Source organism: Cupriavidus sp. KB_39, from assembly GCF_052114485.1.
GTDB lineage: Bacteria > Pseudomonadota > Gammaproteobacteria > Burkholderiales > Burkholderiaceae > Cupriavidus.
In genome coordinates, this window is the sequence record NZ_JBFREV010000004.1 from 154,496 (window position 1) to 179,942 (window position 25,447).

The 25,447-nt window shown below is 64.4% G+C and carries 25 protein-coding genes and 4 tRNA genes; 11 read left to right on the plus strand and 18 right to left on the minus strand.

The window, feature by feature from the left end:
* Window positions 1-9 precede the first annotated feature (9 nt).
* Window positions 10-1,992: an acetate--CoA ligase gene (acs, locus tag AB4Z27_RS04660; protein WP_092289952.1), complete on the minus strand. Its 1,983-nt coding sequence runs from the start codon at window positions 1,990-1,992 to the stop codon at window positions 10-12.
* A gap of 294 nt (window positions 1,993-2,286) precedes the next feature.
* Between acs and AB4Z27_RS04665 the strand changes: the two genes are divergently transcribed.
* The 3 genes from AB4Z27_RS04665 to murI all read left to right on the plus strand — a co-directional run bounded on the left by AB4Z27_RS04665 (window position 2,287) and on the right by murI (window position 5,360).
* The gene (locus AB4Z27_RS04665; protein ID WP_092289953.1) at window positions 2,287-2,811 is read left to right on the plus strand and encodes a TIGR00645 family protein; all 525 of its coding nucleotides are present in this window, start codon (window positions 2,287-2,289) and stop codon (window positions 2,809-2,811) included.
* A gap of 141 nt (window positions 2,812-2,952) precedes the next feature.
* Complete coding sequence (locus AB4Z27_RS04670) at window positions 2,953-4,476, plus strand: fumarate hydratase (protein WP_092289955.1); 1,524 nt, start codon at window positions 2,953-2,955, stop codon at window positions 4,474-4,476.
* Window positions 4,477-4,550: 74 nt separating this feature from the next.
* Window positions 4,551-5,360 (plus strand): glutamate racemase, encoded by an 810-nt coding sequence (gene murI, locus AB4Z27_RS04675; protein ID WP_441590524.1) that lies wholly within the window; start codon window positions 4,551-4,553, stop codon window positions 5,358-5,360.
* A gap of 20 nt (window positions 5,361-5,380) precedes the next feature.
* Here the strand turns inward: murI and AB4Z27_RS04680 are convergent, their stop codons facing one another.
* Entirely contained in the window at window positions 5,381-7,681 is a 2,301-nt protein-coding gene (locus AB4Z27_RS04680; RefSeq protein WP_092289959.1) for an AAA family ATPase, read from the minus strand.
* A gap of 458 nt (window positions 7,682-8,139) precedes the next feature.
* On the opposite strand from AB4Z27_RS04680, the gene AB4Z27_RS04685 reads away from it, so the two are divergent.
* The 4 genes from AB4Z27_RS04685 to AB4Z27_RS04700 all read left to right on the plus strand — a co-directional run bounded on the left by AB4Z27_RS04685 (window position 8,140) and on the right by AB4Z27_RS04700 (window position 10,573).
* Window positions 8,140-8,796 carry an energy transducer TonB gene (locus AB4Z27_RS04685; RefSeq protein WP_092289961.1) on the plus strand — a complete coding sequence of 219 codons (657 nt, stop codon included), beginning with the start codon at window positions 8,140-8,142 and terminating at the stop codon, window positions 8,794-8,796.
* Between the two features lie 49 nt (window positions 8,797-8,845).
* Window positions 8,846-9,577 (plus strand): MotA/TolQ/ExbB proton channel family protein, encoded by a 732-nt coding sequence (locus tag AB4Z27_RS04690; protein ID WP_092289963.1) that lies wholly within the window; start codon window positions 8,846-8,848, stop codon window positions 9,575-9,577.
* A gap of 30 nt (window positions 9,578-9,607) precedes the next feature.
* On the plus strand, window positions 9,608-10,021 hold the full coding sequence (locus AB4Z27_RS04695; RefSeq protein ID WP_092289964.1) for an ExbD/TolR family protein: 414 nt from the start codon (window positions 9,608-9,610) through the stop codon (window positions 10,019-10,021).
* A gap of 225 nt (window positions 10,022-10,246) precedes the next feature.
* Complete coding sequence (locus AB4Z27_RS04700; RefSeq protein WP_092289965.1) at window positions 10,247-10,573, plus strand: hemin uptake protein HemP; 327 nt, start codon at window positions 10,247-10,249, stop codon at window positions 10,571-10,573.
* Window positions 10,574-10,774: 201 nt separating this feature from the next.
* On the opposite strand, the gene AB4Z27_RS04705 is transcribed toward AB4Z27_RS04700, so the two are convergent.
* The 3 genes from AB4Z27_RS04705 to AB4Z27_RS04715 form a co-directional block, all read right to left on the minus strand.
* Window positions 10,775-11,182 carry a heme-binding protein gene (locus tag AB4Z27_RS04705; RefSeq protein ID WP_092289966.1) on the minus strand — a complete coding sequence of 136 codons (408 nt, stop codon included), beginning with the start codon at window positions 11,180-11,182 and terminating at the stop codon, window positions 10,775-10,777.
* A 185-nt stretch (window positions 11,183-11,367) separates the two neighbouring features.
* Window positions 11,368-11,598, minus strand: coding sequence for a hypothetical protein (locus AB4Z27_RS04710; RefSeq protein WP_092289967.1), 231 nt, complete (start codon window positions 11,596-11,598; stop codon window positions 11,368-11,370).
* Window positions 11,599-11,925: 327 nt separating this feature from the next.
* A complete protein-coding gene (locus AB4Z27_RS04715) occupies window positions 11,926-12,255 on the minus strand; it encodes a hypothetical protein (protein ID WP_092289968.1) in 330 nt (109 codons plus the stop codon).
* A 178-nt stretch (window positions 12,256-12,433) separates the two neighbouring features.
* Between AB4Z27_RS04715 and AB4Z27_RS04720 the strand changes: the two genes are divergently transcribed.
* A tRNA-Leu gene (locus AB4Z27_RS04720) sits at window positions 12,434-12,520 on the plus strand.
* 48 nt (window positions 12,521-12,568) lie between these two features.
* Here AB4Z27_RS04720 and AB4Z27_RS04725 read toward each other — a convergent pair.
* Window positions 12,569-13,654, minus strand: coding sequence for a YeiH family protein (locus tag AB4Z27_RS04725; protein WP_092289976.1), 1,086 nt, complete (start codon window positions 13,652-13,654; stop codon window positions 12,569-12,571).
* A 97-nt stretch (window positions 13,655-13,751) separates the two neighbouring features.
* On the opposite strand from AB4Z27_RS04725, the gene AB4Z27_RS04730 reads away from it, so the two are divergent.
* Window positions 13,752-14,669 carry a LysR family transcriptional regulator gene (locus AB4Z27_RS04730; protein ID WP_092289977.1) on the plus strand — a complete coding sequence of 306 codons (918 nt, stop codon included), beginning with the start codon at window positions 13,752-13,754 and terminating at the stop codon, window positions 14,667-14,669.
* 88 nt (window positions 14,670-14,757) lie between these two features.
* Here AB4Z27_RS04730 and AB4Z27_RS04735 read toward each other — a convergent pair.
* From AB4Z27_RS04735 to uvrC, 5 genes are all read right to left on the minus strand, one after another.
* A tRNA-Cys gene (locus AB4Z27_RS04735) sits at window positions 14,758-14,831 on the minus strand.
* A 68-nt stretch (window positions 14,832-14,899) separates the two neighbouring features.
* Window positions 14,900-14,975, minus strand: a tRNA-Gly gene (locus AB4Z27_RS04740).
* A 62-nt stretch (window positions 14,976-15,037) separates the two neighbouring features.
* A tRNA-Gly gene (locus AB4Z27_RS04745) sits at window positions 15,038-15,113 on the minus strand.
* Between the two features lie 188 nt (window positions 15,114-15,301).
* Window positions 15,302-15,901: a CDP-diacylglycerol--glycerol-3-phosphate 3-phosphatidyltransferase gene (gene pgsA / locus AB4Z27_RS04750; protein ID WP_092289979.1), complete on the minus strand. Its 600-nt coding sequence runs from the start codon at window positions 15,899-15,901 to the stop codon at window positions 15,302-15,304.
* A 132-nt stretch (window positions 15,902-16,033) separates the two neighbouring features.
* Complete coding sequence (gene uvrC, locus AB4Z27_RS04755; protein WP_441643992.1) at window positions 16,034-18,079, minus strand: excinuclease ABC subunit UvrC; 2,046 nt, start codon at window positions 18,077-18,079, stop codon at window positions 16,034-16,036.
* A 108-nt stretch (window positions 18,080-18,187) separates the two neighbouring features.
* Here uvrC and earP point away from each other — a divergent pair, with 108 nt between their 5' ends.
* On the plus strand, window positions 18,188-19,357 hold the full coding sequence (earP, locus tag AB4Z27_RS04760; RefSeq protein ID WP_441643993.1) for an elongation factor P maturation arginine rhamnosyltransferase EarP: 1,170 nt from the start codon (window positions 18,188-18,190) through the stop codon (window positions 19,355-19,357).
* Window positions 19,358-19,481: 124 nt separating this feature from the next.
* Window positions 19,482-20,042 carry an elongation factor P gene (gene efp, locus AB4Z27_RS04765; protein ID WP_092290000.1) on the plus strand — a complete coding sequence of 187 codons (561 nt, stop codon included), beginning with the start codon at window positions 19,482-19,484 and terminating at the stop codon, window positions 20,040-20,042.
* Between the two features lie 72 nt (window positions 20,043-20,114).
* On the opposite strand, the gene nagZ is transcribed toward efp, so the two are convergent.
* The 7 genes from nagZ to AB4Z27_RS04800 are packed head-to-tail and all read right to left on the minus strand — an operon-like array spanning window position 20,115 to window position 25,396.
* Window positions 20,115-21,167: a beta-N-acetylhexosaminidase gene (gene nagZ, locus AB4Z27_RS04770; protein ID WP_092290005.1), complete on the minus strand. Its 1,053-nt coding sequence runs from the start codon at window positions 21,165-21,167 to the stop codon at window positions 20,115-20,117.
* A gap of 30 nt (window positions 21,168-21,197) precedes the next feature.
* Complete coding sequence (gene acpS / locus AB4Z27_RS04775; RefSeq protein ID WP_092290011.1) at window positions 21,198-21,614, minus strand: holo-ACP synthase; 417 nt, start codon at window positions 21,612-21,614, stop codon at window positions 21,198-21,200.
* Complete coding sequence (gene pdxJ, locus AB4Z27_RS04780; protein WP_092290012.1) at window positions 21,611-22,393, minus strand: pyridoxine 5'-phosphate synthase; 783 nt, start codon at window positions 22,391-22,393, stop codon at window positions 21,611-21,613. The genes acpS and pdxJ overlap by 4 nt, the downstream gene beginning before the upstream one ends.
* Window positions 22,394-22,397: 4 nt before the next feature.
* Window positions 22,398-23,282, minus strand: coding sequence for a DNA repair protein RecO (gene recO, locus AB4Z27_RS04785; RefSeq protein ID WP_441643994.1), 885 nt, complete (start codon window positions 23,280-23,282; stop codon window positions 22,398-22,400).
* A 5-nt stretch (window positions 23,283-23,287) separates the two neighbouring features.
* A complete protein-coding gene (gene era / locus AB4Z27_RS04790) occupies window positions 23,288-24,226 on the minus strand; it encodes a GTPase Era (RefSeq protein ID WP_092290013.1) in 939 nt (312 codons plus the stop codon).
* Complete coding sequence (gene rnc, locus AB4Z27_RS04795) at window positions 24,223-24,993, minus strand: ribonuclease III (protein WP_092290014.1); 771 nt, start codon at window positions 24,991-24,993, stop codon at window positions 24,223-24,225. Before rnc ends, era begins: the two co-directional genes overlap by 4 nt.
* A 4-nt stretch (window positions 24,994-24,997) precedes the next feature.
* Window positions 24,998-25,396 (minus strand): DUF4845 domain-containing protein, encoded by a 399-nt coding sequence (locus AB4Z27_RS04800; RefSeq protein ID WP_092290015.1) that lies wholly within the window; start codon window positions 25,394-25,396, stop codon window positions 24,998-25,000.
* Window positions 25,397-25,447: the final 51 nt, after the last annotated feature.

Consider the following 25,447-nt stretch of genomic DNA (forward strand, 5'->3'; position numbering starts at 1 on the left):
CGGGGGCGCTTATTGCGCTTGCTTCAGTTGATCGAGGATGGCCGGATTCTCGAGCGTGGACGTATCCTGCGTGATTTCCTCGTTCTTGGCCAGCGAGCGCAACAGCCGGCGCATGATCTTGCCCGAACGGGTCTTCGGCAGGTTATCGCCAAAGCGGATGTCCTTCGGCTTCGCAATCGGTCCAATTTCCTTGCCGACCCAGTTGCGCAGCTCCGTGGCGATCTTCACCGCCTCGTCGCCGGTCGGGCGCGTGCGCTTGAGCACGACGAAGGCGCAGATCGCCTCGCCGGTCATGTCATCCGGGCGACCGACCACGGCGGCCTCGGCCACCAGCGGGTTCGACACCAGCGCCGATTCGATCTCCATCGTGCCCATGCGGTGGCCCGACACGTTCAGCACGTCGTCGATCCGGCCCATGATCGTGAAGTAGCCAGTTTCCTTGTCGCGGATGGAGCCATCGCCAGCCAGATACAGCGTGCCGCCCAGTTCCTCGGGGAAATAGCTCTTCTTGAAGCGCTCCGGGTCGCCCCAGATCGTGCGGATCATCGACGGCCACGGACGCTTGACGACCAGGATGCCGCCACTGCCATTCGGCACGTCCTGCCCGGTTTCATCGACGATGGCCGCCATGATGCCCGGCAGCGGCAGCGTGCACGAGCCCGGCACCAGCGGCGTGGCGCCCGGCAGCGGCGTGATCATGTGGCCGCCGGTCTCGGTCTGCCAGAAGGTGTCGACCACCGGGCAACGCTCGCCGCCGATGTTCTTGTAGTACCACATCCACGCTTCCGGGTTGATCGGCTCGCCCACCGTGCCCAGCAGGCGCAGGCTGGAGAGATCGTACTGCTTCGGATGGATCTTCTCGTCGGCCTCGGCGGCCTTGATCAGCGAACGGATGGCCGTCGGCGCGGTGTAGAAGATGCTGACCTTGTGGCGCTGGATCATGTCCCAGAAGCGGCCGGCGTTCGGGAACGTGGGCACGCCCTCGAACACCACCTGCGTGGCGCCGGCCGCCAGCGGGCCGTAGGCAATATAGGTGTGGCCAGTGACCCAGCCGATGTCGGCGGTACACCAGAACAGGTCGTCCGGCTTGATGTCGAAGGTCCAGCGCATCGTCATCAGCGACCAGAGCAGGTAGCCGCCCGTGCTGTGCTGCACGCCCTTCGGCTTGCCCGTCGATCCGGAGGTGTAGAGCACGAACAACGGATGCTCGGCATCCACCGGCTCGGCGGCGCAGGCGTCGGGCTGGCCGGCGGAGACGTCTTCCATCCAGCGGTCGCGGCCTTCGGTCCAGGCCACCTTGCCGCCGGTGCGGCGATAGACCACTACGTGCTTGACGGCCTCGCAGCCGCCCAGCGCCAGGGCTTCGTCGGCGATGGCCTTGAGCGGCAGCGCCTTGCCGCCGCGCATCTGTTCGTCGGCGGTGATCAGYGCCACGGCGCCCACATCAACCAGCCGCTCCTGCAGCGATTTGGCCGAAAATCCGCCGAACACCACCGAATGGGTGGCGCCGATGCGGGCGCAGGCCTGCATGGCGACCACGCCTTCCACGGACATCGGCATGTAGATGACCACGCGGTCGCCCTTCTTGACGCCGAGCGCCTTGAGACCATTCGCAAAACGGCTGACCTTGGCCAGCAGTTCCTTGTAGCTGACGCGGCTCACGGTGCCGTCATCCGCCTCGAAGACGATGGCGATTTTCTCGCCAAGTCCCTGCTCGATATTGCGTTCCAGGCAGTTGTACGAGGCATTGAGCTGGCCGTCCTCGAACCACTTGTAGAACGGCGCGTTGCTTTCGTCGAGCACCTTGGTGAACGGCTTGTCCCAGTGCAGCAGCTCGCGGGCGTGGCGCGCCCAGAACCCCTCGTAGTCGCGCTCGGCTTCGTCGCACAGGGCCTGATAGGCCGCCATGCTGGGAATAGCCGCCGTCTTGGCGAACGACTCAGGGGGTGGGAAAACGCGATGCTCCTGCATCACCGATTCGATGGCCGACATGGCTTGTCTCCTGTTTGGCTTAGGACTGCTTGCTTTTGGCTGGAAGGTACGCCCGGCGGCTTACTTAAACCTGACGGAGTCGCCATGCGCGACGGCGCATGCAGTGCTGCGATGCAGCAAATCAGATCGGAGGGAGGCGGGGGCGCAACCTGGCCACAAGTGCAGCCGGCTCTACTAGGCTAGCACCGGCACGTGCCGCAGCGCAAACCTGTCATCTGGACGATGGGACGCACAAGGTACAATCAGACCTGCCTTTGATTGTCTGATGACATTTACTTCACGTTTGCGCACCCCATGTCATACACCCCGCTCCGCCCCATCCCCCGCATCATCTTCGCCTCCCGCTGGCTCCAGCTGCCACTCTACCTCGGCCTGATCGTCGCGCAGGGCGTCTACGTCTATCACTTCCTGGTCGAAGTCTGGCACCTGCTGTCCCATGTCACCACGTTCGACGAGACCAAGATCATGCTGGTGGTACTCGGCCTGATCGACGTGGTGATGATTTCCAACCTGCTGATCATGGTGATCGTGGGCGGCTACGAGACCTTTGTCTCGCGCCTGGGCATCGACAATCACCCCGACGAGCCCGAGTGGCTTGACCACGTCAATGCCGGCGTGCTGAAGGTGAAGCTGTCGATGGCGCTGATCGGCATTTCGTCGATCCACCTGCTGAAGACCTTCATCGACGCCGAACAACGCTCTCACCACACCATCATGTGGCAGGTGATCATCCACGTGGCCTTCCTGGCTTCGGCACTGGCCATGGCATGGGTGGACCGCATGGTGTCCCAACCGCACGTGCCGCAGCAGGCGCACTAACGCTCCCCCTCGCATCAGATGGCGTATTCGCCACTTTCGGTGCCGCTTTCCTGGTGTCGACGGCTGTATGCACTCCCGCAGCCGGCGCCGCCACGGTGTATCATCCCGGGCTGTGTTTCACCGCTGCCCTCCCCCACAAAAATGACCGTCATCAAGCAAGAAGACCTCATCCAGAGCGTCGCCGACTCGCTGCAGTACATCAGCTATTACCACCCGATGGACTACATCACCAGCCTGGGCCGTGCCTATGAGTTGGAGCAGAGTCCGGCCGCCAAGGACGCGATTGCGCAGATCCTGACCAACAGCCGCATGTGCGCCGAAGGCAAGCGTCCGCTGTGCCAGGACACCGGCATCGTCACGATCTTCGTCAAGGTGGGGATGGACGTGCGCTGGGATGGCGCCACGATGGGCCTGTCGGACATGATCAACGAAGGCGTGCGTCGCGGTTACACGCACCCGGACAACGTGCTGCGCGCGTCGATCGTGAGCCCGCCCGAAGGCGCCCGCAAGAACACCAAGGACAACACGCCGGCCGTGATCCACTACGAGGTGGTGCCGGGCAACACCGTGGACATCCAGGTCGCGGCCAAGGGCGGCGGCTCCGAGAACAAGTCGAAGTTCGTGATGCTGAACCCGTCCGATTCCATCGTCGACTGGGTCCTGAAGACCGTGCCGACCATGGGCGCCGGCTGGTGCCCGCCCGGCATGCTGGGCATCGGCATCGGCGGCACGGCCGAGAAGGCCATGCTGATGGCCAAGGAATCGCTGATGGAGTCCATCGATATCCAGGACATCATCGCCCGCGGCCCGCAGGACTGGGTCGAGGAAATGCGCGTGGAACTGTACGAAAAGGTCAACGCGCTCGGCATTGGCGCGCAGGGCCTGGGCGGCCTGGCCACCGTGCTCGACGTCAAGATCATGGCTACCCCGACCCACGCGGCTTCCAAGCCCGTGGCGATGATCCCGAACTGCGCGGCCACGCGCCACGTGCACTTCACGCTGGACGGCAGCGGCCCGGCCAAGCTGGAAGCCCCGGACCTGTCGGCCTGGCCGCAGGTGGAATGGGCGCCGAACACCGAGACGTCGAAGAGTGTGGACCTGAACACGCTGACGCCCGAGGAAGTCGCTTCGTGGAAGCCCGGCCAGACGCTACTGCTGAACGGCAAGATGCTGACCGGCCGCGACGCCGCGCACAAGCGCATCGCCGACATGCTGGCCAAGGGCGAATCGCTGCCGATCGACTTCACCAACCGCGTGATCTACTACGTCGGCCCGGTCGATCCGGTGCGTGACGAGGTGGTCGGCCCGGCCGGCCCCACCACGGCGACCCGCATGGACAAGTTCACCGAGACCATGCTGGCCCAGACCGGCCTGATCGCGATGATCGGCAAGGCCGAGCGCGGCCCGGTGGCGATCGAATCGATCCAGAAGCACAAGTCGGCCTACCTGATGGCCGTGGGTGGCGCGGCCTACCTGGTGTCGAAGGCGATTCGCGGCGCCAAGGTGCTGGCCTTCGAAGATCTCGGCATGGAAGCCATCTACGAGTTCGACGTCAAGGACATGCCCGTGACGGTGGCCGTGGACAGCTCGGGTACGTCGGTGCACAAGACCGGCCCCGCCGAGTGGCAAGCCAAGATCGGCAAGATTCCGGTCGCTGCGGCATAACCGGCCAGGGCCCTGCGGCCCTGCCGGCGTTCCCCCTCTATATATAGAAGGGGAACGCCACTCTCCTCCCTTCCGTGAATCCCTCTCCCATCGGCGTTTTCGATTCCGGCCTCGGCGGCCTCTCGGTGCTGCGCGAAATCCGCGCGCTGCTGCCGCATGAGTCCCTGCTCTACGTGGCCGACTCGCGCTACGCGCCGTATGGCGAAAAACCCGAACGCTTCGTCGAGGCGCGCACGCTGCAAGTCTGCGAATGGCTGGTGGCACAGGGCTGCAAGGCGCTCGTCATTGCCTGCAATACGGCCACGATGCATGCCGTTCAAACCCTGCGCGAGACATTGCCGCTGCCGATCATCGGCGTCGAACCCGGCCTGAAGCCGGCCGCGGCGGCCAGCCGCAGCAAGGTGGTGGGCGTGCTCGCCACGGCCAACACGCTGCGCAGCGCCAAGTTCAATCGATTGCTGACGTCGCTGGAAGGCGAAAGCCGTTATCTGTGCGCGGCCGGTCTCGACCTCGTCGCCCGTATCGAACAGGGCGATGTCTCTGGCCCTGCGGTGCGCGCGCGGCTCGAAGGCCTGCTGACCCCGATGCTGGACGCCGGCGCCGACACGCTCGTACTCGGCTGCACCCACTATCCGTTTCTCTCCGACACCATCCGCGCGATGGTCGGCAATCGTCTCGCCCTAGTGGACACCGGCAGTGCCATCGCCCGGCAACTTGCGCGCAAGCTCGTTGAACACGACCTCGCCGCCGCACCCGATGCGGTGCCGCAAGACCGCTATGCGTCCACACGCGACGCCGCGCACCTGCGTGCGATGGCGGCGACGCTGCTGAACGTGGATACCCTCGCAGAAACCGTAGTCATCGAGCCAGCGCCGCCGCTCTGATCCCGGCGACGCCTTGCCGGCTATTGGATGAACCCCAGCGGCTTGTGATGCCGCACCTCGGGCTTGATCGCGTGTTCCTGTCGTAATTGCGCCAGAAACTCGTCCGGGGTCAGCGCTTCGCCGAGCACCACCGACTGCCGCTTGACCGTGGCGAAGTCGCCCGGCGTCAGGCAATCCATCGAATCGAGTTCGCGCTGGATCGTCTCGGTCATGCGCGCGGGATCGCCTTCGAGCGCCTCATCCACGAACATCGTCACGCGTTGCTGCGGCTTGAGCGACAGGAAGCGGATCTTGAACGAGAACCGCCGCAGCGCCGCTTCGTCAATCCGGTCGAACAGATTGGTCGTACAGAGGAAGATGCCATTGAAGCGCTCCATGCCCTGGAGCATTTCGTTGACTTCCGACACCTCGTAGTTGCGCACCGCCTGCTGCCGGCTCTGCATGAAACTGTCGGCCTCGTCGAGCAACAGCACCGCACCGTCCTCTTCTGCACGCGCGAACATCGCCGCGATCTGCTGCTCCGTCTCACCGACGTACTTGCTCATCAGGTCAGAAGCGCGGCGGATCATCAGCGGCAGGTCCAGTTCCGCCGCGATGTGCTCGGCCAGCGCCGTCTTGCCAGTGCCCGGCGGCCCATAGAAACACAGCGTGCCGCGCTGGCGCGCGCCGAGCGCCTGGACGATCTTTTCCACCGCGTAGCGCGATTCGATATTGAGGTTGTCGAGCCGGTAGCGCGTCACCACGGGCCGCGCCTCGGCCTCGGGGCGCAGCCCCATCGCGCGGTCGGCGTGTTCGAGCTGGCGCAGGATCAGCGCCTCCACGGGTTCATCGACGTCGCTGCGCGCCAGTTCCACGAACCGCGCCGCCGATTGCACCTGCGCCGGCGTCAGCGTCTTGCGCGCGGCCAGCGTGGCGATGAACGCGTCGCTGACATCGAGTCCGCCCAGATGCTTGCGGATGATGTTCTCGCGCACCAGAGGTGGCGGAATCTTTAATTCCAGATGGAACTGGAAGCGCCGCAGGTACGCGGGATCGATCTGACGGATCGAATTCGAGATCCAGATCACCGGCACGGGATTCTGTTCGAGCGTCTGGTTGACCCACGCCTTGCCGTTGACCGAGCCACGCGTGTCYTCCTGCCCGAACAGGCTCATCAGCTCGCGCGCACTGCCTGGGAATACGTCTTCCACCTCATCGAACAACAAGGCCGTACGCGGCCGGCCGCGCAGGAAGGCCTGCGACACCTGCAGGGAGCGATAGCGGTCCTTGCCTGAGAGCGAGTTGCCGTCGCGGTCGAAGCAATCCACCTCGTAGAGTTCGCAGTCCGCCTCGCGCGCCAGCAGCCGCGCGAACTCGGTCTTGCCGGTGCCCGGCGGGCCGTAGATCAGCACGTTCACCCCTGCGGCGTTCTGGCGCGTGGCGTTGCCGAGCAGCGCGGACAGGTAGCGCGCGTCGGTCTCCACATGCGGATAGTCGCTCGTGCCCAGCGTCGGCGGCGCAGCGGGCCGCGTGAACACGGCCATCATCTCCGCGTCGCTGGCGTAGTTGCCGAGCAGCACGTGCAGCAGACGATCGGACAGGCGCATCAGGTCGCCGAGGTCCGTGACGCTGTTCTCGGGCAGCGGCTGCTCGATCAGGTTCAGCGTCTCGAGCCGCGAGCCGGGACGTAGTGAAACAGCGATATCGGCGGGGCTGGCGCCGGTCAGGCCGGCCAGGATCTGGAACGCCTCCTGACTGTGCGCGACCTTGCAATCGACCATCACCGCACGCAGGTCGCGCTTGTACTTGGCCAGCGCGGCATACAGCAGCAGCTTGCGTTCATGCTCGGGCAGGTTCAGCACATGGCTGAGCATGTCGATGTTGCGCACCAGCAGCACCCGCTCGCCGTGGAGGCGCGAGGCAATCGCGGCAGCCGACGCATCGAACACGGCGAACATGTCCTTGGCATGGTGCTTCACGTACTCATCGAGATAGTAAAACAGCGCACTTTCGTCGAAGGCGCTATTCCATTGGCCATGCCGCTCGAGGAACTCTTCTGGGGTCAGCCGCGAGGCGCCCTTCCACGCGGGCATGTCCGCGCAGCGCGCGGACAGGAAGCGCTGGACGCGCAGCACCACGCCATAGGGCCAGACCATTTCCTGGGCGCTGACCGTCAGCACGTCGTTGATATTGCTGCGCAGATTGAAGCGCGGCCCCAGCGCGCAGACCACGCGCAGCGCGAACTGGGCGCACATCCAGTCAAGGGCCGAGGTCCCCGCCACGCCGGGCGCGGCACGCAGGAGCGTCGAGCGGTCGTCTTCAGCAAAACGGGTGAAGTCCATGGCCATTCCCTTCGCTTGGGCTGGCGGGCGTCCGGACCGCGGGGGCGCCACCAGTACCAGGCTGCCGATGTTTGTCACGCTGTTATCACGCTGCTTTCTTCCATCCTAGCGCGGTTTGCCGCCGATGGGGCATTGCAGACACCCACCGACGCGCGGGCGCCCACGCACCCACCTCACGCAATCGGATATCGTAATTCGACGATTGCATTGCACAATGCGCAACAAATAAGAATCATTATCGTTTATACTGTGCCGCTACGCTGCCCAAGAGTGGCGCTCCCCAGCAACCCCGTTTCACGGTTTTCTCCGGTTCACGTGGCTGTACATCAGGAGCGTTATCATGGAATTGCTATTGAGCCTGCTGGTCGGATGTGGCATCTCGCTGATCCTGTTCTATCGCAAGTGAGCGAGTACAGACGCGCGCCGCCTGCCCATTTCGAATACCTGTCGTATCTCTCATGTTCGATCAACGTTTCCTCAAGATCACTGTTGCTGTCCTGTTGTTCCACGTCGGGCTGCTTTACCTGATCCAGAGCGGCCTGGCGCGCAAACTGACCGAAGCGGTCATCGCGCCCGAGATCATCGCCCGTATCATCCCGATGGAGCCGCCCAAGCAGCCTCCGGCGCCGGAGCCGCCCAAGCCGCAACCGCAGACGCCCCCGAAGCAGGTGAAGGTGGTAACACCGCGCCCGACCCCGCCGAAGCCGCAGCCGACCCCGGAACCCGTGGCCTCGCTGCCGCCCTCGCCGACGGCCATCGAAGCCCCGCCGGCCCCCCCTGCCCCGCCGGCGCCTGCCGAACCGCCTTCGCCGCCCGTATCGGCCAATGCCGCGCCGCGCGCTGTCGGCATCGGCGAGATCGCCTGTTCGCCGCCGCAAGTGGCCTATCCGTCGCAATCGCGCCGAATGGGTGAAACCGGCAAGGCTGTTGTTCGTCTGACGACCGATGAGTCTGGCCGCGTGGTCAAGACCGCGGTGGTCACGTCGAGCGGCTCGAGCCGACTGGACCAGGCTGCAGTGGATGCCGTGCAGCGCATGCGTTGCAAGCCCTATTTGGACAATGGCCGCGCCGTGGCCGTGACCGCCCAGCAGCCGATCAACTTCGAGCTGAACTGATTTCCCGGAATTTTCCGATCTTTCCCAAACACTGACACCAGGAACCACCATGCAGGACCTCGGACTCTCCCACCTCTGGTCGCAAGGCGACTTCGTCATGCGAGCGACCGCCATCATTCTGCTCATCATGTCGCTGTTGTCGTGGATCGTGATTCTCACCAAGGCGTGGGATCTGGTTCGCCTCAAGAAGATGGCAAATGGCGCGGAAAAGCGCTTCTGGCACTCGGATGACTTCGACCACGCGCTGGAAACACTCGGCGCGAGCGATGCCAATCCGTTCCGCACGCTGGCCATGACCGGCAAGGAAGCGGCGCAGCACCACCGCGCCAGCCAGCCGCAACTGCACGACCAGCTCGACATCTCCGACTGGCTGACCCGCTCGCTGAAGAGCTCGATCGACGAGGCGGTGTCGCGCATGCAGTCGGGCCTGGCGGTGCTGGCCTCGGTGGGCTCCACCGCGCCGTTCGTCGGCCTGTTCGGCACGGTGTGGGGCATCTACCACGCGCTGATCGGCATTGGCGCCTCGGGCGTGCCGACCATCGACAAGGTGGCCGGCCCCGTGGGCGAAGCCCTGATCATGACCGCCTTCGGCCTGGCCGTGGCGATCCCGGCGGTGCTCGGCTACAACGCACTGAGCCGTGGCAACAAGGGCGTCATCAACAAGCTGAACCGCTTTGCGCACGACCTGCACGCCTACTTCGTGACCGGCGCCCGCGTGCGCCCGGGCTCCTCCGCCCGCACGGCCGACGACGGCTCGGTGCGGCTGGCTGTCAAGAACTAAGCGCGACACTCGCGCCAGAAGGAACGCATCATGGCATTCGGCACGCTCGACGGTGACGATGACGAGGTGATGAGCGAGATCAACATGACGCCGCTGGTCGACGTCATGCTGGTGCTGCTGATCATCTTCATCATCACGATTCCCGTCATCAACCACGCGGTGAAGATTGATCTGCCGCGCGCGACGAACCAACCGAACGACACCAAGCCGCAGAACATCAACGTCTCGGTCGACGCGCAGGGCAAGGTGTTCTGGAACCAGCAGGAAGTTGACGAGGCTGCGCTGGAACAACGCATCGCGGAAGCCGCGCAACAGGAGCCGCAACCCGAGTTGCACCTGCGCGCGGACCGCGAGGTCCGCTACGAGCGCGTGGCTGAAGTCATGGCCGCCGCGCAGCACGGCGGGCTCGGCAAGATCGGCTTCATCACGGAACCGAAGCACTRATCTCCCCCGCCTCGAACATGAAGGGCACCCCTCACCGGGTGCCCTTTTTGTTGGCGCCCGGCAGCGAGCCAGGTTGCGATTTCCTGTCGATCCGTGACGGCCTTGGCACAGGTGTAACGGTTAGTGAAGATCACTTGTAATGATAACAATTCTCATTTATGATCYTCTTCATCGYAACCAACACGCATCGCTTCCCCTACGTGAAGCGCTTCCACGGAGAAGACCATGAGCACAATCAGCCTGCCGATGTCGCAACCGCGTGAAGTCACGCGCCGCCGCCTGTCCCTGCGCCGCGTCGAGGTTGCCTCGCAGGCGCGCCGCGAACCGTCGACGGCATCGTCGGCTATCGAGACCGTGAAGTCGGCGGTAGCCGGCCTGCCCGCCCGCCTGGAAGCGCTGATGCGCGCCGAYGCACCGGCCGAAGGCAACACCGCGCAAGCCGTGCCGCTGGACGCCATCATGCGCGGCGCCACGACGCTGCCGATCCTGCATAACGGCGACGTGTACACGCTGCGCGTGACGCGCTACGGCAAGCTGATCCTGACCAAATAATCGACAGTCTTTTGTGGGGACCACCCCTTCGCGGGGTGTTGGGCAGTAGCCAGACGATCGGAACACGCTGACAGGGAAGATTTCCAAACCCCTTGCCTGTCAGGCCGATGCCAGCCATGCCGCCTTTTTATACCGCCCCGCAGGCGTTGCGCCTGCGGGGCTTTTGCATTGGCGGGCTCGCAATGCGATCCCGCCGTGCAATCAGACGCCGAGCGCAGCGATACCAGCGCGTGCGATCTGCGCGTCTTCGGTAGACTTCACGCCGGACACGCCTACGGCGCCCACGACCTGGCTGTTCACGACGATGGGCACGCCACCTTCGAGCATGCCCTGCAGGTGCGGAGCGGTCATGAACGAGTAGCGGCCGTTGTTGATCATGTCTTCGTAGATCTTCGACTCACGACGGCCCATCGCAGCCGTGCGGGCCTTTTCCGTGGCGATGTAGGCCGAGATCGGGGCCACGCCGTCCAGGCGCAGCGAGCCGAGCGGGTGGCCACCGTCGTCGACGACCACAATCGTGACAGCCCAGTTGTTGGCCTTGGCTTCGACCTCGGCAGCCGCCAGCAACTTCTTCACGTCATCGGCCGTCAGTACGGTTTTTTGCTGCATACCTCTCTCCAGTCTGTTCATCAGTGTGAGGCCGCAGTATATCGCGCCGTCCGGGGCAACAATGGTGACATGACCGGTACAAGGACTTTTGACTTGACGGTTATCCCGCAGCCCTTGTCGAGCGGCCGCCAAAAGATAAAGCCCGCAGGCGGCGGGCTTTTCTGGATCCGGTTGAGACGAGCCGGTCAGGCGCCGTCGCTGAAGGAACTACGGGGATCGGTCACGCGTGCGCCGTCGGTGTAGACATCGCGCTTGTCGTTGGCGCGGGCACCATCGGTGTAGGCATCGCGTTGATCGGTCACGCGCTGGCCACCGCTGTAGACGTCGAACTTGGCCGGTGCGGCAAAGGCCGATACCGACAGCACGGAAAGCGCGCCGAGGGCGGCGACGGCAGCGATGCGTTGCTTGATCTTCATGAGAATCCCCTTATTGATGTTAGTCGCGGGCGTCGCGCCATCAGGCGGATGCTTGTGGGAGCGGCGTCACCCAAGGAGTTTAGGGGGAAACCCTGAGGCCGAAGTCCAGCCGCATTGAGCGGACGCATCAAATTCTTTGAGCAATAAAAATCGTCGGGAACTCCCAGGCGCAATCTTCCACCATCGATTGTCAGAAAACGCCGGCGAGCCGCCAAGAGAGCGTCACGCAGAAATAGAAAAAGCCCCACGAAGGGGCTTTTTCCGACGATGGCCTTTCAACGACCTTACTGAACGATTACACCACTGCGTCCGGACGAGATTCGCGTCTTAGTCGCGCCAGCGGCCATGGCCCCGACCGTGGCCGTGACCATGGTAATGGTCGCCGCGATATCCCGGCGGGCCGTAGTAGTAGCGCGGACCCGGGTAATAGCGGGGACCGTAGTAGACCGGCGCCGGACGCACCACGACAGGCGGCGGGCCATAATAAACCGGAGCCGGCGGCGCGTAGTACACCGGCGGCGGCGGCGCATAGTAGGCGGGACCACCCACCACCACACCCGGAACGCCAATTGCCACGTCCACGTTCACGCGTGCCATTGCAGCGCCAGACGCCAGCGCGGCGGCTACACCGAATGCTGCGAACAACCAACGTTTCATGATCGTGCCTCTTTGAGTTAGGTCAAGCTGATAACTCGTATTGTAGGGGTTCGCGATTTTCGAGGTGAAACGGCGGGTTCTACATTGTTACCGGCGGTAACAGCAACGTCACATGGCGAAGTGGCGCGTGTTGGCTTGCGTCCTGCGGACGAAGCCACCACAATACCGGGCTTGCCGTGCGGCCGTGGAGAAATTGGTAGACTCAGCAGACTTAAAATCTGCCGCTCTTACGGGCTTACGGGTTCGAGTCCCGTCGGCCGCACCAGCGCGCTCCATATCGCTWCCCATCGCGCTAYACCGCGCAGCGCAGCGCTCAGACGAGCCACGCGCACAGCAGCGCGCCGACCACCATCAGGAAGACAAACAGCACCGCGGCGAGCGCCAGCGGCTTGCGTCCTGCACGTAGCAGATCACCGATTCGGGTATGGAGTCCGATGGCCAGCATCGCGCAGGCCAGCAGCCAGTTGTCCAGGGCGACCAGGCCAGGCTTCCACTCGCCCGGCACCATGCCGGCAGAGTTCACCGCCATCACCGCGACGAAACCGAGCGCGAACCACGGCACGGACTTCAGCAGCGCGCGCCAGTTGCGACGGCCGTTGCCGCCCGCGTCGCCACCGCTTGCACGCGGCCACAGCGCCATGATCAACAGCAACGGACCCAGCGCCAGCACGCGGACCATCTTGGCCACCACGGCGGCGTCAGCGGTGGCATCGCTCACCATCTTGCCGGAGGCGATCACCTGCGCCACCTCATGCAGCGTGGCACCCGTAAAAATGCCAAACGCGCGTTCCGTCACGGGGAGATGCCAGTGTTGCGTCGCCAGCTCGTAGAGCCACGGATAGAGCAGCATGCCGACCGTGCCGAACAGCACCACGGTGGCCACGGCCACCGCCGTCTGCTTGTCATCGGTACGCACCACGGACGAGACCGCGATGGCCGCCGCCGCGCCGCATACCGCGCTGCCCGCGCTCACCAGGATGGCCTCGCGCCGGCTCAGGCCGAAAAACGCCGATCCCACCCACGTACCGAAGAGCAGCGTGGCCACCAGCATCACGAGCGGCACCACGACGCCGCCCAGGCCCAATGCCGCGATCGCCCCGAACGTGAGGCGCAGGCCATACAGCGCCACGCCAAGCCGCAGCAGATGATGGCGCGCGAACTGCATCCCCGGTGCCAGGGGCGTCAGCCAGTGCTTCGGCATCGTATTGGCCGCGACCATGCCGGCGCACATCGCCAGCGTCAACGCGGACAGCCCGTATTGGGACACGGCGGGATGATCGGCCAGCACCAGCGCCAAGCCCGCAATGGCACCCAGCGGCAGCAAAGTGACGAGACGGATACGCCACAGGTTGAAACCGGTGGGGGCGAGCGTGAGCGGGGTGGCAGGGGTCGTGGACATAGCAGTTCTTCTAGGGATTGCCTGAAGGGTACGCATGCCGCCTTGACCAGTAAAACGGGTAATATCGTTATGACTTACCGTTATTATCGATAAAGCCATGGAGCAACGCCCGCTTCGCCTTACCTTGCGCCAGTTGCAGGTCTTCGTGGCCGTGGCCCAGCACGGCAGCACCACGGCCGCGGCCGAGTCGCTCGCGATGTCCCAGTCGGCCGTCAGCGCGTCGCTGGCCGAACTGGAACGTGCGCTGAACGGCCCCTTGTTCGACCGCGTAGCGCGCCGCCTGAGCATCAACGAAACCGGGCGCCAATTCTTTCCGCGCGCGCTGTCCCTGCTCGACCAGGCGCACGAACTCGAGCGATTTGCCTCGGAAGGCGGCGTGCAGCTGCGCATCGCGGCCAGTAACACCATCGGCAGCTACATCCTCCCTGCCCTGCTGGCGGGGTTCCGCAATGCGCAGACCGGGCCGTGCGAACTGGACATGCGCATCGGCAATACGCAGGACGTGCTGCACGCCCTCCTCAAGTTCGAGGCCGATATCGGCCTGATCGAAGGGACCAGCCATGAGCGGGACTTACGCAGCATGCACTGGTGCGATGACGAGATGGTGGTGATCGTGGGGCCGGCGCATCCGCTGGCGATGGTGGCCGAGCAGCCCGAGTTGCTGCACGACATGCTGCGCGAGGCCGACTGGATCGTGCGCGAGCCGGGCTCCGGCACGCGCGAGATCATCGAATCGCGCCTCGTGCCCGCCCTGGGCGCGCTGCGCTTTGCGCTGGAGCTAGGCAACACCGAAGCCATCAAGCGCGCCGTCATGAGCGGATTTGGCGTCAGTTGCCTGTCACTGCATGTCGTCGGCGATGAAATCGCGCGCGGTGAGTTAGTACCGCTGCGCGCCGGCCTGCCGCGCGTGATCCGGCCGCTGCAACTGGTCGTGCATCAGGACAAATTCCCGACTCAGGGGCTGCTCGCCTTTACCGAATACCTGCGCGGCGCGGCACCCGTGCTGTGTGCCTGAGCTGCGATACCGGGGTTAGAACAACTGAACGGCTAGAACGCAAAACGGCGCCACAATGGGCGCCGTAGGCTTGAAACGTCGGTAAAACTGGAGGCGGAGGTCGGAATCGAACCGGCGTACACGGCTTTGCAGGCCGCTGCATAACCACTCTGCCACCCCGCCAGGTGACGATGCAGGATTGTACGACAATCCTGTCAAACAAAAAGGGAAGCCACGCTTCCCTTTGGGATTGGAGCGGGAGACGAGTCTCGAACTCGCGACCTCAACCTTGGCAAGGTTGCGCTCTACCAACTGAGCTACTCCCGCGTACAAACTTTCTACTACTTCACTACCAGCCCGACGATAACGCTGTCGAACTTTACTAAACCTGGAGCGGGAGACGAGTCTCGAACTCGCGACCTCAACCTTGGCAAGGTTGCGCTCTACCAACTGAGCTACTCCCGCAGGGCCCTGCATCTTACAGAAAAGCAGACTATCGCGCAACTTCTTTTAAACACGCAGCTTTGTGCTGGTATTTCGCGCTAAGTACCGCTTATCTTGCTGCTTTCGTCTTTCGTCGTCAGCAGCGAGAACGAGATTATTGCAAAGAGGGGGCCGGGGCGTCAAGGACTTTTTCGCGCAACGCTTCACTTTTACTTCTGCGCGCCCGCACTACCCGTGACATTGCTGCGCTCGCGGATCTGCGGCCACGCCAGCTTCATGTAATAGAACATCGACCACAGCGTGAGCACCGCCGCCAGATAGATCATCCAGCCGCCGAGCAACGAGGCATCGATGCCGAACAGCGAGTCGTTGAACAGCAGCAACGGAATCGCAATCATCTGCACCGTGGTCTTCAGCTTGCCGAGGAAATTCACGGCGACGCTCTTGGACGCGCCGATCTGCGCCATCCATTCACGCAGCGCGGAAATCGTGATTTCACGTCCGATGATGACCAGCGCGATCAGGTCCGCCACGCGGCCCAGCGCCAGCAGGGACAGCAGCGCCGCGGTCACCATGAGCTTGTCGGCCACCGGGTCCAGGAACGCGCCGAACGACGAGGTCTGGTTCCAGCGTCGCGCCAGGAAGCCATCCAGCCAGTCCGTCGCCGCGGCGATGACGAAGAACGCGGCCGCGGTCACGTTCTTGGTATGCATCGGCAACCAGGTTTCAGGCAGGTAATAGACCCCGACCACGAGAGGGATCATGGCCACGCGAAGCCAGGTCAGCAGGATGGGAATATTCAGGGGCATGGGCGGAGCGTTGGAAAAGGAACGGGCCGATCCGGCGATGGTCTGGAAGGCGAATGCCGCGATTGTCGCCGATTTCCAGCCGAACCCGCCAGTTTCGGGCTGAAATGGCTGGCAACCGGCCGGGCGGGCCGGTCAATGCAACTGGCGGTAGATCTCCTCGGCCAGGGTGCGCGAGATGCCTTCCACGCTGGCAAGTTCGTCGATGCTGGCAGCCATGACGCCGCGCAGGCCGCCGAAACGCGTCAGCAGCTTTTGCCGCCGGCGCGCGCCCACACCCTCGATTTCCTCCAGCCGCGACGTGTTGCGCGCCTTGGCGCGCCGCGCCCGCATGCCGGTGATGGCAAAGCGGTGGGCCTCGTCGCGGATCTGGGCGACGAGCATCAGCGCTGCGCTGCCCTGCCCCAGTTCCAGCGACGGGCGGCCATCGGCGAAGACCAGTGTCTCCAGCCCCACCTTGCGGCCTTCGCCCTTCGCCACGCCGACCAGCAGGCCGATGTCGAGCCCAAGCTCCTCGAACACCTGGCGCGCCACCTCGACCTGCCCCTTGCCGCCGTCGATCAGCACTACGCGCGGCATGCGCGGCACGCCGTCCGGGGCGCCTTCTCCGCCCAACTCGCCGCCATCTTCCTGGATCTGCTCCACCAGCTTCTGGTACCGGCGCGTGAGCACCTGACGCATGGCCGCATAGTCGTCGCCGGGCGTGATGTCCTGGATGTTGTAGCGCCGATATTCGCTGTTCTGCATCTCATGGTGGTGGAACACCACGCAGGATGCCTGGGTGGCCTCACCCGCCGTGTGGCTGATGTCGAAGCACTCAATGCGGAGCATCGTCAGGTCTTCCATATCCAGGGCGATGGTCTCGGCAAGCGCACGCGTGCGCGCCTCCTGGCTGCCCTGCTCCGCCAGCCGGCGCGCCAACGCCAGCGCCGCGCCTTGCGTCGCCATCTCGAGCCAGATCTTGCGCTGGCCCTGCGGCTGCCGCACCAGCGCGATCTTGCGGCCTGCCTGCATCGACAGGGCCTCCACCAGCGCGGCATCGGCTGGCAGATGGCTCACCACGATGATCGGCGGCGGCGCCTGATCGAGATAGTGCTGGACCATGAAGGCCGACAGCACGCGGGCCGCGATGCGGTCCACGGACAGCGGCCCGGCTTCCGGCACCACCTGCTCGCCTTCGCCCTCCCCGGCATCGTCGCTATCTTCGACGATCATCGCCGCTTCGTCGGCATGCGCGGGGAAATAGGCTTTGTCGCCAAGATGGCGGCCCCCGCGCACCATCGCCAGATTCACGCACGCACGCCCACCCTGCACGGCCACGGACAGAATGTCGATGTCGCGCGCCTGCCCCACCTCCTCCACAGCCTGCCGCTTGAGCACCGTGGAGAGCGCGGCGATCTGGTCGCGCACAGCGGCGGCCTGCTCGAAGCGCAGTTGCACCGCGTGCTCTTCCATCTTGACCTGGAGGCCATCGAGCACCTCGGTCTCGCGGCCCTGGAGGAAGCGCGCGGCGTTATGCACGTCGCGCGCGTAATCTTCCTCGCTGATCGCCTGCACGCACGGCGCCGTGCAGCGATGAATCTGATGCAGCAGGCAAGGCCGGGTGCGGTTGTTGAACACCGTGTCCTCGCAGGTGCGCAGCTGGAACACCTTCTGCAGGATCTGCATGCTTTCGCGCACCGCGTAGGCACTCGGGAACGGGCCGAAGTACTGGTGCTTGCGGTCCGTCGCCCCCCGGTAGTAGGCCATGCGCGGGAACTTGTGGCCGGTCAGCTTGAGGAATGGATAAGACTTGTCGTCGCGGAACAGGATGTTGTAGCGCGGGGCGAGTGCCTTGATGAGATTGTTCTCAAGCAGCAGCGCCTCGGCCTCCGTCCGGACCACCGTGGTATCGATGCGAGCGATTTTCCCCACCATCATCGCGATGCGCGGCGACAGCTGGGTCTTGTTGAAGTAGCTCGAGACACGCTTTTTCAGGTCGCGCGCCTTACCCACGTAGAGCACGTTGCCGTCGGCGTCGAAATAGCGGTACACGCCCGGCAGGCCGGGCAGCCGCGCCAGGATCTGCCGGGGGTCGAATGCCGGGATGTCGGCGGGGGCCTCGGCCGGGAGATCCACGCGGACCTCGGCGGGTGCATCGTTCGAAGCGTCGTTCGGGGAAACCGGTTCCTGCTCGGGCATCGGGGGACAAGAAAGTTTGGGCGGCAAGGCGCGCTGGGGCTGGCCTCGCTCTAGAATCGCAAGTTTAGAGCAAATCTTCCGCGTGCCCTCGCGGAACGGGACGCCGCCATGCCCATTCAATCCTGCGACATCTTCTGCACGGTCGTCGATAACTTCGGCGATATCGGCGTTTGCTGGCGCCTGGCGCGCCAACTCTCACAGGAGCACGGCCACGCGGTGCGGCTCTGGGTGGATGACCTGGGCAGCTTCGCGCGGCTGGCGCCGGAGATCGACCCGGCGCGCGCCTGCCAGCACCTGGGCGGTGTGGAGGTGCGTCGCTGGGATGCCTCTCCCGGTGCCCCGTTCGAGCCGCTACCGCCGCACGACCTCGTCATCGAGGCGTTCGCCTGCCACCTGCCCGAGCCCTTCCTGGCCGCGATGGCCGCCGCGCCGCGCCCGCCGGTATGGATCAACCTGGAATACCTGAGCGCCGAGGCATGGGTCAGCGAGCACCATGCGCTGTCCTCGCCCCATCCGAAGCTGCCGCTCGTGAAGTACTTCTTCTTCCCCGGCTTTGCGCACGGCACGGGCGGGCTGCTGCGGGAGTCAATGCTGGGCGCGCAGCGCGATGCCTTCCTATCCAGCCGCGCCGCGCAATCGACACTCTGGTACCGGCTCGGCACGCAACCCCTGCCAGATGCGTTGCGCGTAAGCCTGTTCGCCTATACGAATCCCGCCCTACCCGCCTTGCTGGCCCAATGGCGCGACGGCGCCACGCCCGTGCAGTGCCTGGTGCCGCAAGGCCCGGCAGCGCAGCAGGCGGCCGCGTGGTTCGGCGCCCCGGCGGAGCAGGTGGCCCCCGGCACCTCGCTGACGCAAGGCAACCTGACCCTCCAGGTGATTCCGTTCGTGAGGCAGGAAAACTACGACGAACTGCTCTGGGCCTGCGACGTGAACTTCGTGCGTGGCGAGGATTCCTGCGTGCGCGCGCACTGGGCCGCGCGGCCCATGGTCTGGCACATCTACCCGCAGGACGACGTGGCGCACCATGTGAAGCTCGATGCGTGGCTCGAGCGATTCAGCCGGTGCGGCGTTTCGTCGGAGGCTGCCCAGGCCATGACCGCCTTTTGCCATGCCTGGAACGGCCATGGCGCCACCCCGCACGCGCCCGACTGGGCGCAGTTCCACGCACAATTGCCYGCTCTCGCTACGGCCATGGACCGCTGGCAGCGGCAATTGCAGCACTTGGGCGACCTCGCGGCAAATCTGGTGGYCTTTTGCGAAAATCGGGTAAAATAACRGGTTGATTTTGATGATGGCGAGCCAAAAAGAGCAACTGCCGGCCGCGCGCCTTCGCCATACCGCATATCGCGAATCGGGGTCATGAGCGCCCCGGATTACTTTTTTCAGGAAGATAGTTCAGATGAAGATCGCACAAGAACTCCGCGTCGGCAACGTGTTCATGATCGGTTCCGACCCGATGGTCGTGCAGAAGGCCGAGTACAACAAGTCGGGCCGTAACGCCGCCGTCGTCAAGATGAAGTACAAGAACCTGCTGACGGACGCCCCGGGCGAGTCGGTGTTCAAGGCTGACGACAAGTTCGAAGTGGTGATGCTGGATCGCCGCGAATGCACCTACTCGTACTTCGCCGACCCGATGTACGTGTTCATGGACACGGACTACAACCAGTTCGAAGTCGAGCAGGACAGCATGGGCGACGCGCTGAACTACCTCGAAGACGGCATGAACGTGGAAGTGGTGTTCTACAACGAGAAGGCCATCTCGGTGGACATGCCGACCACGCTGGTCCGCGAGATCATCTACACGGAACCGGCCGTCAAGGGCGACACGTCGTCGGGCAAGGTGCTCAAGGGCGCCAAGATCAACACCGGGTTCGAGCTGCAAGTGCCGCTGTTCTGCAACATCGGTGACAAGATCGAAATCGACACGCGTACCGGCGAATACCGCAGCCGCGCCAACTAAGGCGTCGCCGCGAGACAGCAAAAAGGGCAGCTTCGGCTGCCCTTTTTGTTTTTGCCCGCCGACGTCGACGTGTCAGGCGATCAGGTCATGCTCGCGCAGCAGGCGCAGTGCGGCACGATAGTCGGCATCCTGTTGCAGTTTGTTCCAGTCCAGCGGACGCTTGCGACCGAACAGCTTGCGGATGCGGCGTTGCGACACCTTGTCGCCCTTCAGATCGTCCAGTTCCTTCAGCAACTGGTCGGCGCGCTCCGGATGGTTGCAGATCAGCACCATGTCGCASCCCGCATCGAGCGCGGCTCGCGCGCCCTGGGTCACCGTGCCGGCCACGCTGGCGCCTTCCATGCTCAGGTCGTCGCTGAAGATCACGCCCTCGAAGCCGAGTCGCGTACGCAGTACATCCTGAAGCCAGAACGGCGAGAAGCCGGCCGGGTTCGGGTCGACCTTCGGATAGATCACGTGCGCGGGCATCACGGACGCCAGCGCATTGCCCATCCAGTCATACGGACGCGCGTCGAGGGCCAGAATCTCTTCGACGTCACGCTCGTCGACCGGCACGGCCACGTGCGAATCAGCCTCGACGAAGCCATGACCCGGGAAATGCTTGCCGCAGTTGCTCATGCCAGCCAGCAGCAGGCCGTGCGTGAGATGGTTGGCCAGCATCGTCACCACGCGTGGATCGGCGTGGAACGCGCGGTCGCCGATCACGGCGCTGCGGCCATGGTCGAGATCGAGCACCGGCGTGAAGCTCAGGTCGATGTCGCACGCGCGCAGTTCGGCGGCCAGCACGTAGCCGCACGCGATGGCGACCTTGGTGGCCGTCATCACATCGCGATCCCACAATTCGCCGAGTTTTGCCATCGCCGGCAGGTGCGTGAAGCCATCGGTCTTGGCGCGCTGCACGCGGCCGCCTTCATGATCGATGCAGATCAGCACGTCCTCGCGCACCGCGCGAATCGCCCGCGTCAACGCGGTCAACTGGGCGCGCGACTCGAAATTCCGTGCGAACAGGATCACGCCGCCCGTCAGCGGATGGGCGATGCGACGCATGTCCTCGGCGTCGAGCTGCTTGCCAACCACGTCGAGCACCACCGGGCCCGGATGCTTGCCGGAAACTTTCTTGATCATAGGAATATCTTGAGTTCAGGCTGCGTAGGTTCAGGATGCGGTGTCGGCCGGCTGGCCGCCCCGCTCCGCGATGGCGAACGCCACCGCGTACTCGTGTTCGTCACTGACACTGACCCGGATGGTCAGCCCGCGTTCCTGCACCCAGTCGGCCAGCTCACCGGTGCATTGCGGCGTGGGCTCGCCCGACGGCAGGTTCAGCAGTTCCATGGCGCGCCACGTCATCGGCCAGCGCATCCCCAGGCCGATGGCCTTCGAGAACGCCTCCTTGGCCGCGAAGCGCGTGGCCAGGAAGGCCAGCCCGCGCTTCTCCGAGCGCGCCTTGCGCGCGTGATAGACCTTCAGCTCACGCGGGCCGAGCACCTTCTCCGCGAAACGGCCGCGCGTGCGCTCCATCACGCCCTGCACGCGATCGATCTGGATRATGTCGGTGCCGATGCCGTAGATCACGCCGCCTGTCCCGGCACGGGATAGCGGGTGCCCAGGCGCGCGGCCACCATGATGGCCTTCATCTCGCGCACCGCGTTCTGCCAACCGACGAACACCGCATGCGCAACGATCGCATGGCCGATGTTCAGCTCCTTGATGCCGGGCAGTGCCGCGATCTGTTGCACATTGGTGTAATGCAGGCCGTGGCCGGCATTGACGACGAGGCCCTGGCGGATGCCTGCGTCCACGCCTTCGGACACACGACGAAATTCCGCCGCCTGCTCCTCGGGCGTATGGGCGTCGGCGTAGCGGCCGGTGTGGATCTCGATGACCGGCGCCTTGCACGCGGCCGCGGCCGCGATCTGGTCCGGATCAGGATCGATAAACAGCGAGACGCGGATGCCCGCATCCGCCAGTTGCCGGCAGGCAGCGCTGACCTGCTCGAAATGGCCGGCGACGTCGAGACCGCCTTCGGTAGTCACTTCCTCGCGCTTCTCAGGTACGAGGCAGACGTCCTGCGGACGGATTTCGCAGGCGATATCGAGCATTTCGCGTGTGATTGCGCACTCCAGGTTCATCCGGGTGGCGAGCTTCGGGCGCAGTGCGCGCACGTCCGCGTCGCGGATATGGCGGCGATCCTCGCGCAGGTGCAGCGTAATCACGTCTGCGCCGGCGATTTCCGCCTGGAGGGCGGCCTCGATCGGGTCAGGGTAGGCGGTGCCGCGCGCATTCCGCAGCGTGGCCACGTGGTCGATGTTGACGCCAAGGTCGATGACGCCGGGATTCGCGTGAAAAATCATGGCTTTACAGAAATTGCAGGTCGATAAGGATTTGCCGCGTTTTCAGCGGCGCACCCTGCAGATAATAATGCAGCAGGAAACGCATCAGGGCGCGGCTTTGTGTGGCGGTCTGGGCGCGGCCGTAGTCGTCCCGCCCCATGTCCAGCAAGGTCTGGCCGGACACCACGGGCCAACTCGACGGATCGCTCGGCTGCGCGCGGCGCACGCCGCGTTCGGGGTGATACACGTAGTCGAGGCCCGGTTGCACCGGCTCCCCGGTGCTCACGCACTGGTCGAACGCCACCGCGAACCCGGTCTCCTGCAGCAACACGCGCTCGAAGCTGCGTAGCACCAGACTGGCCGGCTCACCATGCGCGAGCCGCGTCAGCGTGATCATGTAGTGCTTGAACAGCGCCGGATGTGCATCCTCGCGCGGGCAGAAGCGCAATAGCAATTCGTTGAGATAGAAGCCCGATAGCAGCGCATCGCCGGCCAGCGGAAGCATGCCGCCCATGTATTCGGCCTTAGTCAGCGTCTTGACCTCGCCGCGGCCGGTCCAGGAGAGCGAAATCGGATGGAAGTGCTGAAGCACCGAGCGCAGCGCCGAATGCGGCCGCTTGGCGCCCTTCGCCACCATGGCCATGCGGCCGTGGTCGCGCGTGAAGACGTCCAGAATGAGACTGGTCTCACGATAGGGATAGGCGTGGAGCACGAAGCCGGACTCGTTGGTCACGCGYAGCTCGGTGCGCGCGGGCACGATCCGCATGGCCCGGTCCATCATCTCGCGGCCGGCGGCCACGGCCGGGGACAGCCCGGTACCGCCCTGCACYTCCAGCAGTTCGGCGGCCTCCTCGGCGATGGGATCGGCGCTCCGCGCGCGCCTGGGCGCGGCTCGGGGCGCGTCAGGCATCTTGCTCACTCGTAGCCGTAGGCCCGCAGTCCGGCTTCGTTGTCGGCCCAGCCGCTCTTGACCTTGATCCACATCTCCAGGTAGACCTTGCCGTCGAACAGCTTCTCCATGTCGAGGCGCGCCTCGGTGGAGATCTGCTTGAGCTTGGCACCCTTGTTGCCGATGATCATGGCCTTGTGCGCGTCGCGCTCGACCAGGATCGTCGCAAACACGCGGCGCAGCCGGCCTTCGGTCTCGAACTTGTCGATGATCACGGTGCTCGTGTACGGCAGCTCATCGCCAGTCCAGCGGAAGACCTTCTCGCGGATGATTTCCGAGGCCAGGAAGCGCTCGCTGCGGTCGGTCATCGCATCGGCGTCGTACATCGGCTCGCCTTCGAGCAGGTACGGACGGATGATGGCCAGCAGCCGCGTGATGTGATCGTGCGTCTTCGCCGACATCGGCACCACTTCCCGGAACGGGAACAGCTGTCCCATCTTTTCCAGGAACGGCATCATCACCTCGGCGCGGTTCTCGCCCAGGCGATCGAGCTTGTTGGTGACCAGTAGCACCGGCACGTTCTTCGGCAGCAACGACAGCACCTTCTCGTCATCGGCGCTGAAATAGCCGGCTTCCACGACGAACAGCACCAGATCCACCGTAGACAGCGTGGACGTGACTGCGCGGTTCAGCGAGCGGTTCAGCGCGCTGGCGTGGCGGGTCTGGAAGCCTGGCGTATCGACGAAAACGAACTGCGCGTCATCGGTGGTCTGGATACCGACGATGCGATGGCGCGTGGTTTGCGCCTTGCGGGACGTGATGCTGACCTTCTGGCCGACAAGTGCATTCATCAACGTGGACTTGCCCACGTTGGGGCGGCCAACAATGGCCACCGTGCCGCAGCGGAACGCCTTGGCATCCGAGGGTGCCTGGGCGTCCTGCTGCGGAGGGGTAGATTCGGTCATTCCTTCAACCTGAGAGACAACTGGGGATCCGGTGGCACCGGCTGCTTGCGGGTCTTGCCCGTGCGCTCGGCCCGGCTGCGCTTGAGCAGCTGGGGCACGAGCTTCTGCACCTCATCCAGCGCGAGCTTGGCCGCCGCCTGCTCGGCCGCACGGCGCGAGGCGCCGGTGCCGAACACGCGCACCTCCAGTTTAGGCACGGTGCATTCGACTTCAAACTGCTGGCTGTGTGCGGCACCGTGTGTGGCGATGACGTTGTACTGCGGCAGGGCGATCTTGTGGCCCTGCAGATACTCCTGGAGCAGGGTCTTGGCGTCCTTCCCCAGCGTACGGGGGTCCACCTGCTCCAGAATGGGGATATACAGCTTGCGGATCAGCGCCCGCGCGGCGTCAAAGCCGGCATCGAGGAACACTGCGCCGACAATGGCCTCCAGCGCATCCGCCAGAATCGACGGACGGCGGAAGCCGCCGCTCTTCAACTCGCCCTCGCCCAGGCGCAGGGCGTCGGAGAGCTGGAGCATCTGGGCGATCTCGTACAGCGCCTGCTGCTTGACCAGGTTGGCGCGCACGCGGGAAAGATCGCCCTCATCGAGCTTGCCGAACATGCCGTAGAGCATGTCGGCCACGGCGCAGTTCAGCACCGAGTCGCCCAGAAATTCCAGGCGCTCGTTGTGATGGGCGCTATGACTGCGATGGGTGAGCGCCTGCTGCAGCAATTCGGGCTTGCTGAATCGGTAGCCGAGACGTTGCTGCAAGGCGTCGAGGATCATGTCGTTACTGCGTTCCCGAATAGGTAATCAATAGACTCATCGGACCATAGACGGGAATCTCGGTCCGGTACGAAAAACCAATGCTGCGTATCCTGCCGGCTTCGTCCTCGATCACGTCGAGATCGTCGCCCTTGAGCGCCTCGATGCGATCGATCTGGGCCTGCTTGTCGAAGTTGGCCGCCACATCCTTGCGGTTGACCGACCGATCCTTCGCGTAATTCACTGCCCGCTTGACCGAGAAGTATTCGAGCATGCTGGGAATCGCCTTTACCGCCGGCAGCACCACCGCAATCACGATAATGATGACGATCAGCAACGACCCCAACGAAAATCCACGTGATCTTTCAAGCACACCCACGCGGATATTTCCCCTCTTCCCCGAAAAACCCAACTTCTGACCCATTTTGCGCTTCCCTCGTTTTTTGAGTGTATTTGCGCTGCGCGAGGCGTCCGA

Excerpts from the sequence above, each read along its gene's own strand:
- AB4Z27_RS04665 (WP_092289953.1), top strand. The coding sequence starts at position 2,287 with ATGTCATACACCCCGCTCCGCCCCATCCCCCGCATCATCTTCGCCTCC.
- AB4Z27_RS04670 (WP_092289955.1), top strand. The coding sequence starts at position 2,953 with ATGACCGTCATCAAGCAAGAAGACCTCATCCAGAGCGTCGCCGACTCG.
- AB4Z27_RS04685 (WP_092289961.1), top strand. The coding sequence starts at position 8,140 with ATGTTCGATCAACGTTTCCTCAAGATCACTGTTGCTGTCCTGTTGTTC.
- AB4Z27_RS04690 (WP_092289963.1), top strand. The coding sequence starts at position 8,846 with ATGCAGGACCTCGGACTCTCCCACCTCTGGTCGCAAGGCGACTTCGTC.
- AB4Z27_RS04705 (WP_092289966.1), bottom strand. The coding sequence starts at position 11,182 with ATGCAGCAAAAAACCGTACTGACGGCCGATGACGTGAAGAAGTTGCTG.
- AB4Z27_RS04710 (WP_092289967.1), bottom strand. The coding sequence starts at position 11,598 with ATGAAGATCAAGCAACGCATCGCTGCCGTCGCCGCCCTCGGCGCGCTT.
- AB4Z27_RS04715 (WP_092289968.1), bottom strand. The coding sequence starts at position 12,255 with ATGAAACGTTGGTTGTTCGCAGCATTCGGTGTAGCCGCCGCGCTGGCG.
- AB4Z27_RS04725 (WP_092289976.1), bottom strand. The coding sequence starts at position 13,654 with ATGTCCACGACCCCTGCCACCCCGCTCACGCTCGCCCCCACCGGTTTC.
- AB4Z27_RS04730 (WP_092289977.1), top strand. The coding sequence starts at position 13,752 with ATGGAGCAACGCCCGCTTCGCCTTACCTTGCGCCAGTTGCAGGTCTTC.
- pgsA (WP_092289979.1), bottom strand. The coding sequence starts at position 15,901 with ATGCCCCTGAATATTCCCATCCTGCTGACCTGGCTTCGCGTGGCCATG.
- uvrC (WP_441643992.1), bottom strand. The coding sequence starts at position 18,079 with ATGCCCGAGCAGGAACCGGTTTCCCCGAACGACGCTTCGAACGATGCA.
- efp (WP_092290000.1), top strand. The coding sequence starts at position 19,482 with ATGAAGATCGCACAAGAACTCCGCGTCGGCAACGTGTTCATGATCGGT.
- pdxJ (WP_092290012.1), bottom strand. The coding sequence starts at position 22,393 with ATGATTTTTCACGCGAATCCCGGCGTCATCGACCTTGGCGTCAACATC.
- era (WP_092290013.1), bottom strand. The coding sequence starts at position 24,226 with ATGACCGAATCTACCCCTCCGCAGCAGGACGCCCAGGCACCCTCGGAT.
- rnc (WP_092290014.1), bottom strand. The coding sequence starts at position 24,993 with ATGATCCTCGACGCCTTGCAGCAACGTCTCGGCTACCGATTCAGCAAG.
- AB4Z27_RS04800 (WP_092290015.1), bottom strand. The coding sequence starts at position 25,396 with ATGGGTCAGAAGTTGGGTTTTTCGGGGAAGAGGGGAAATATCCGCGTG.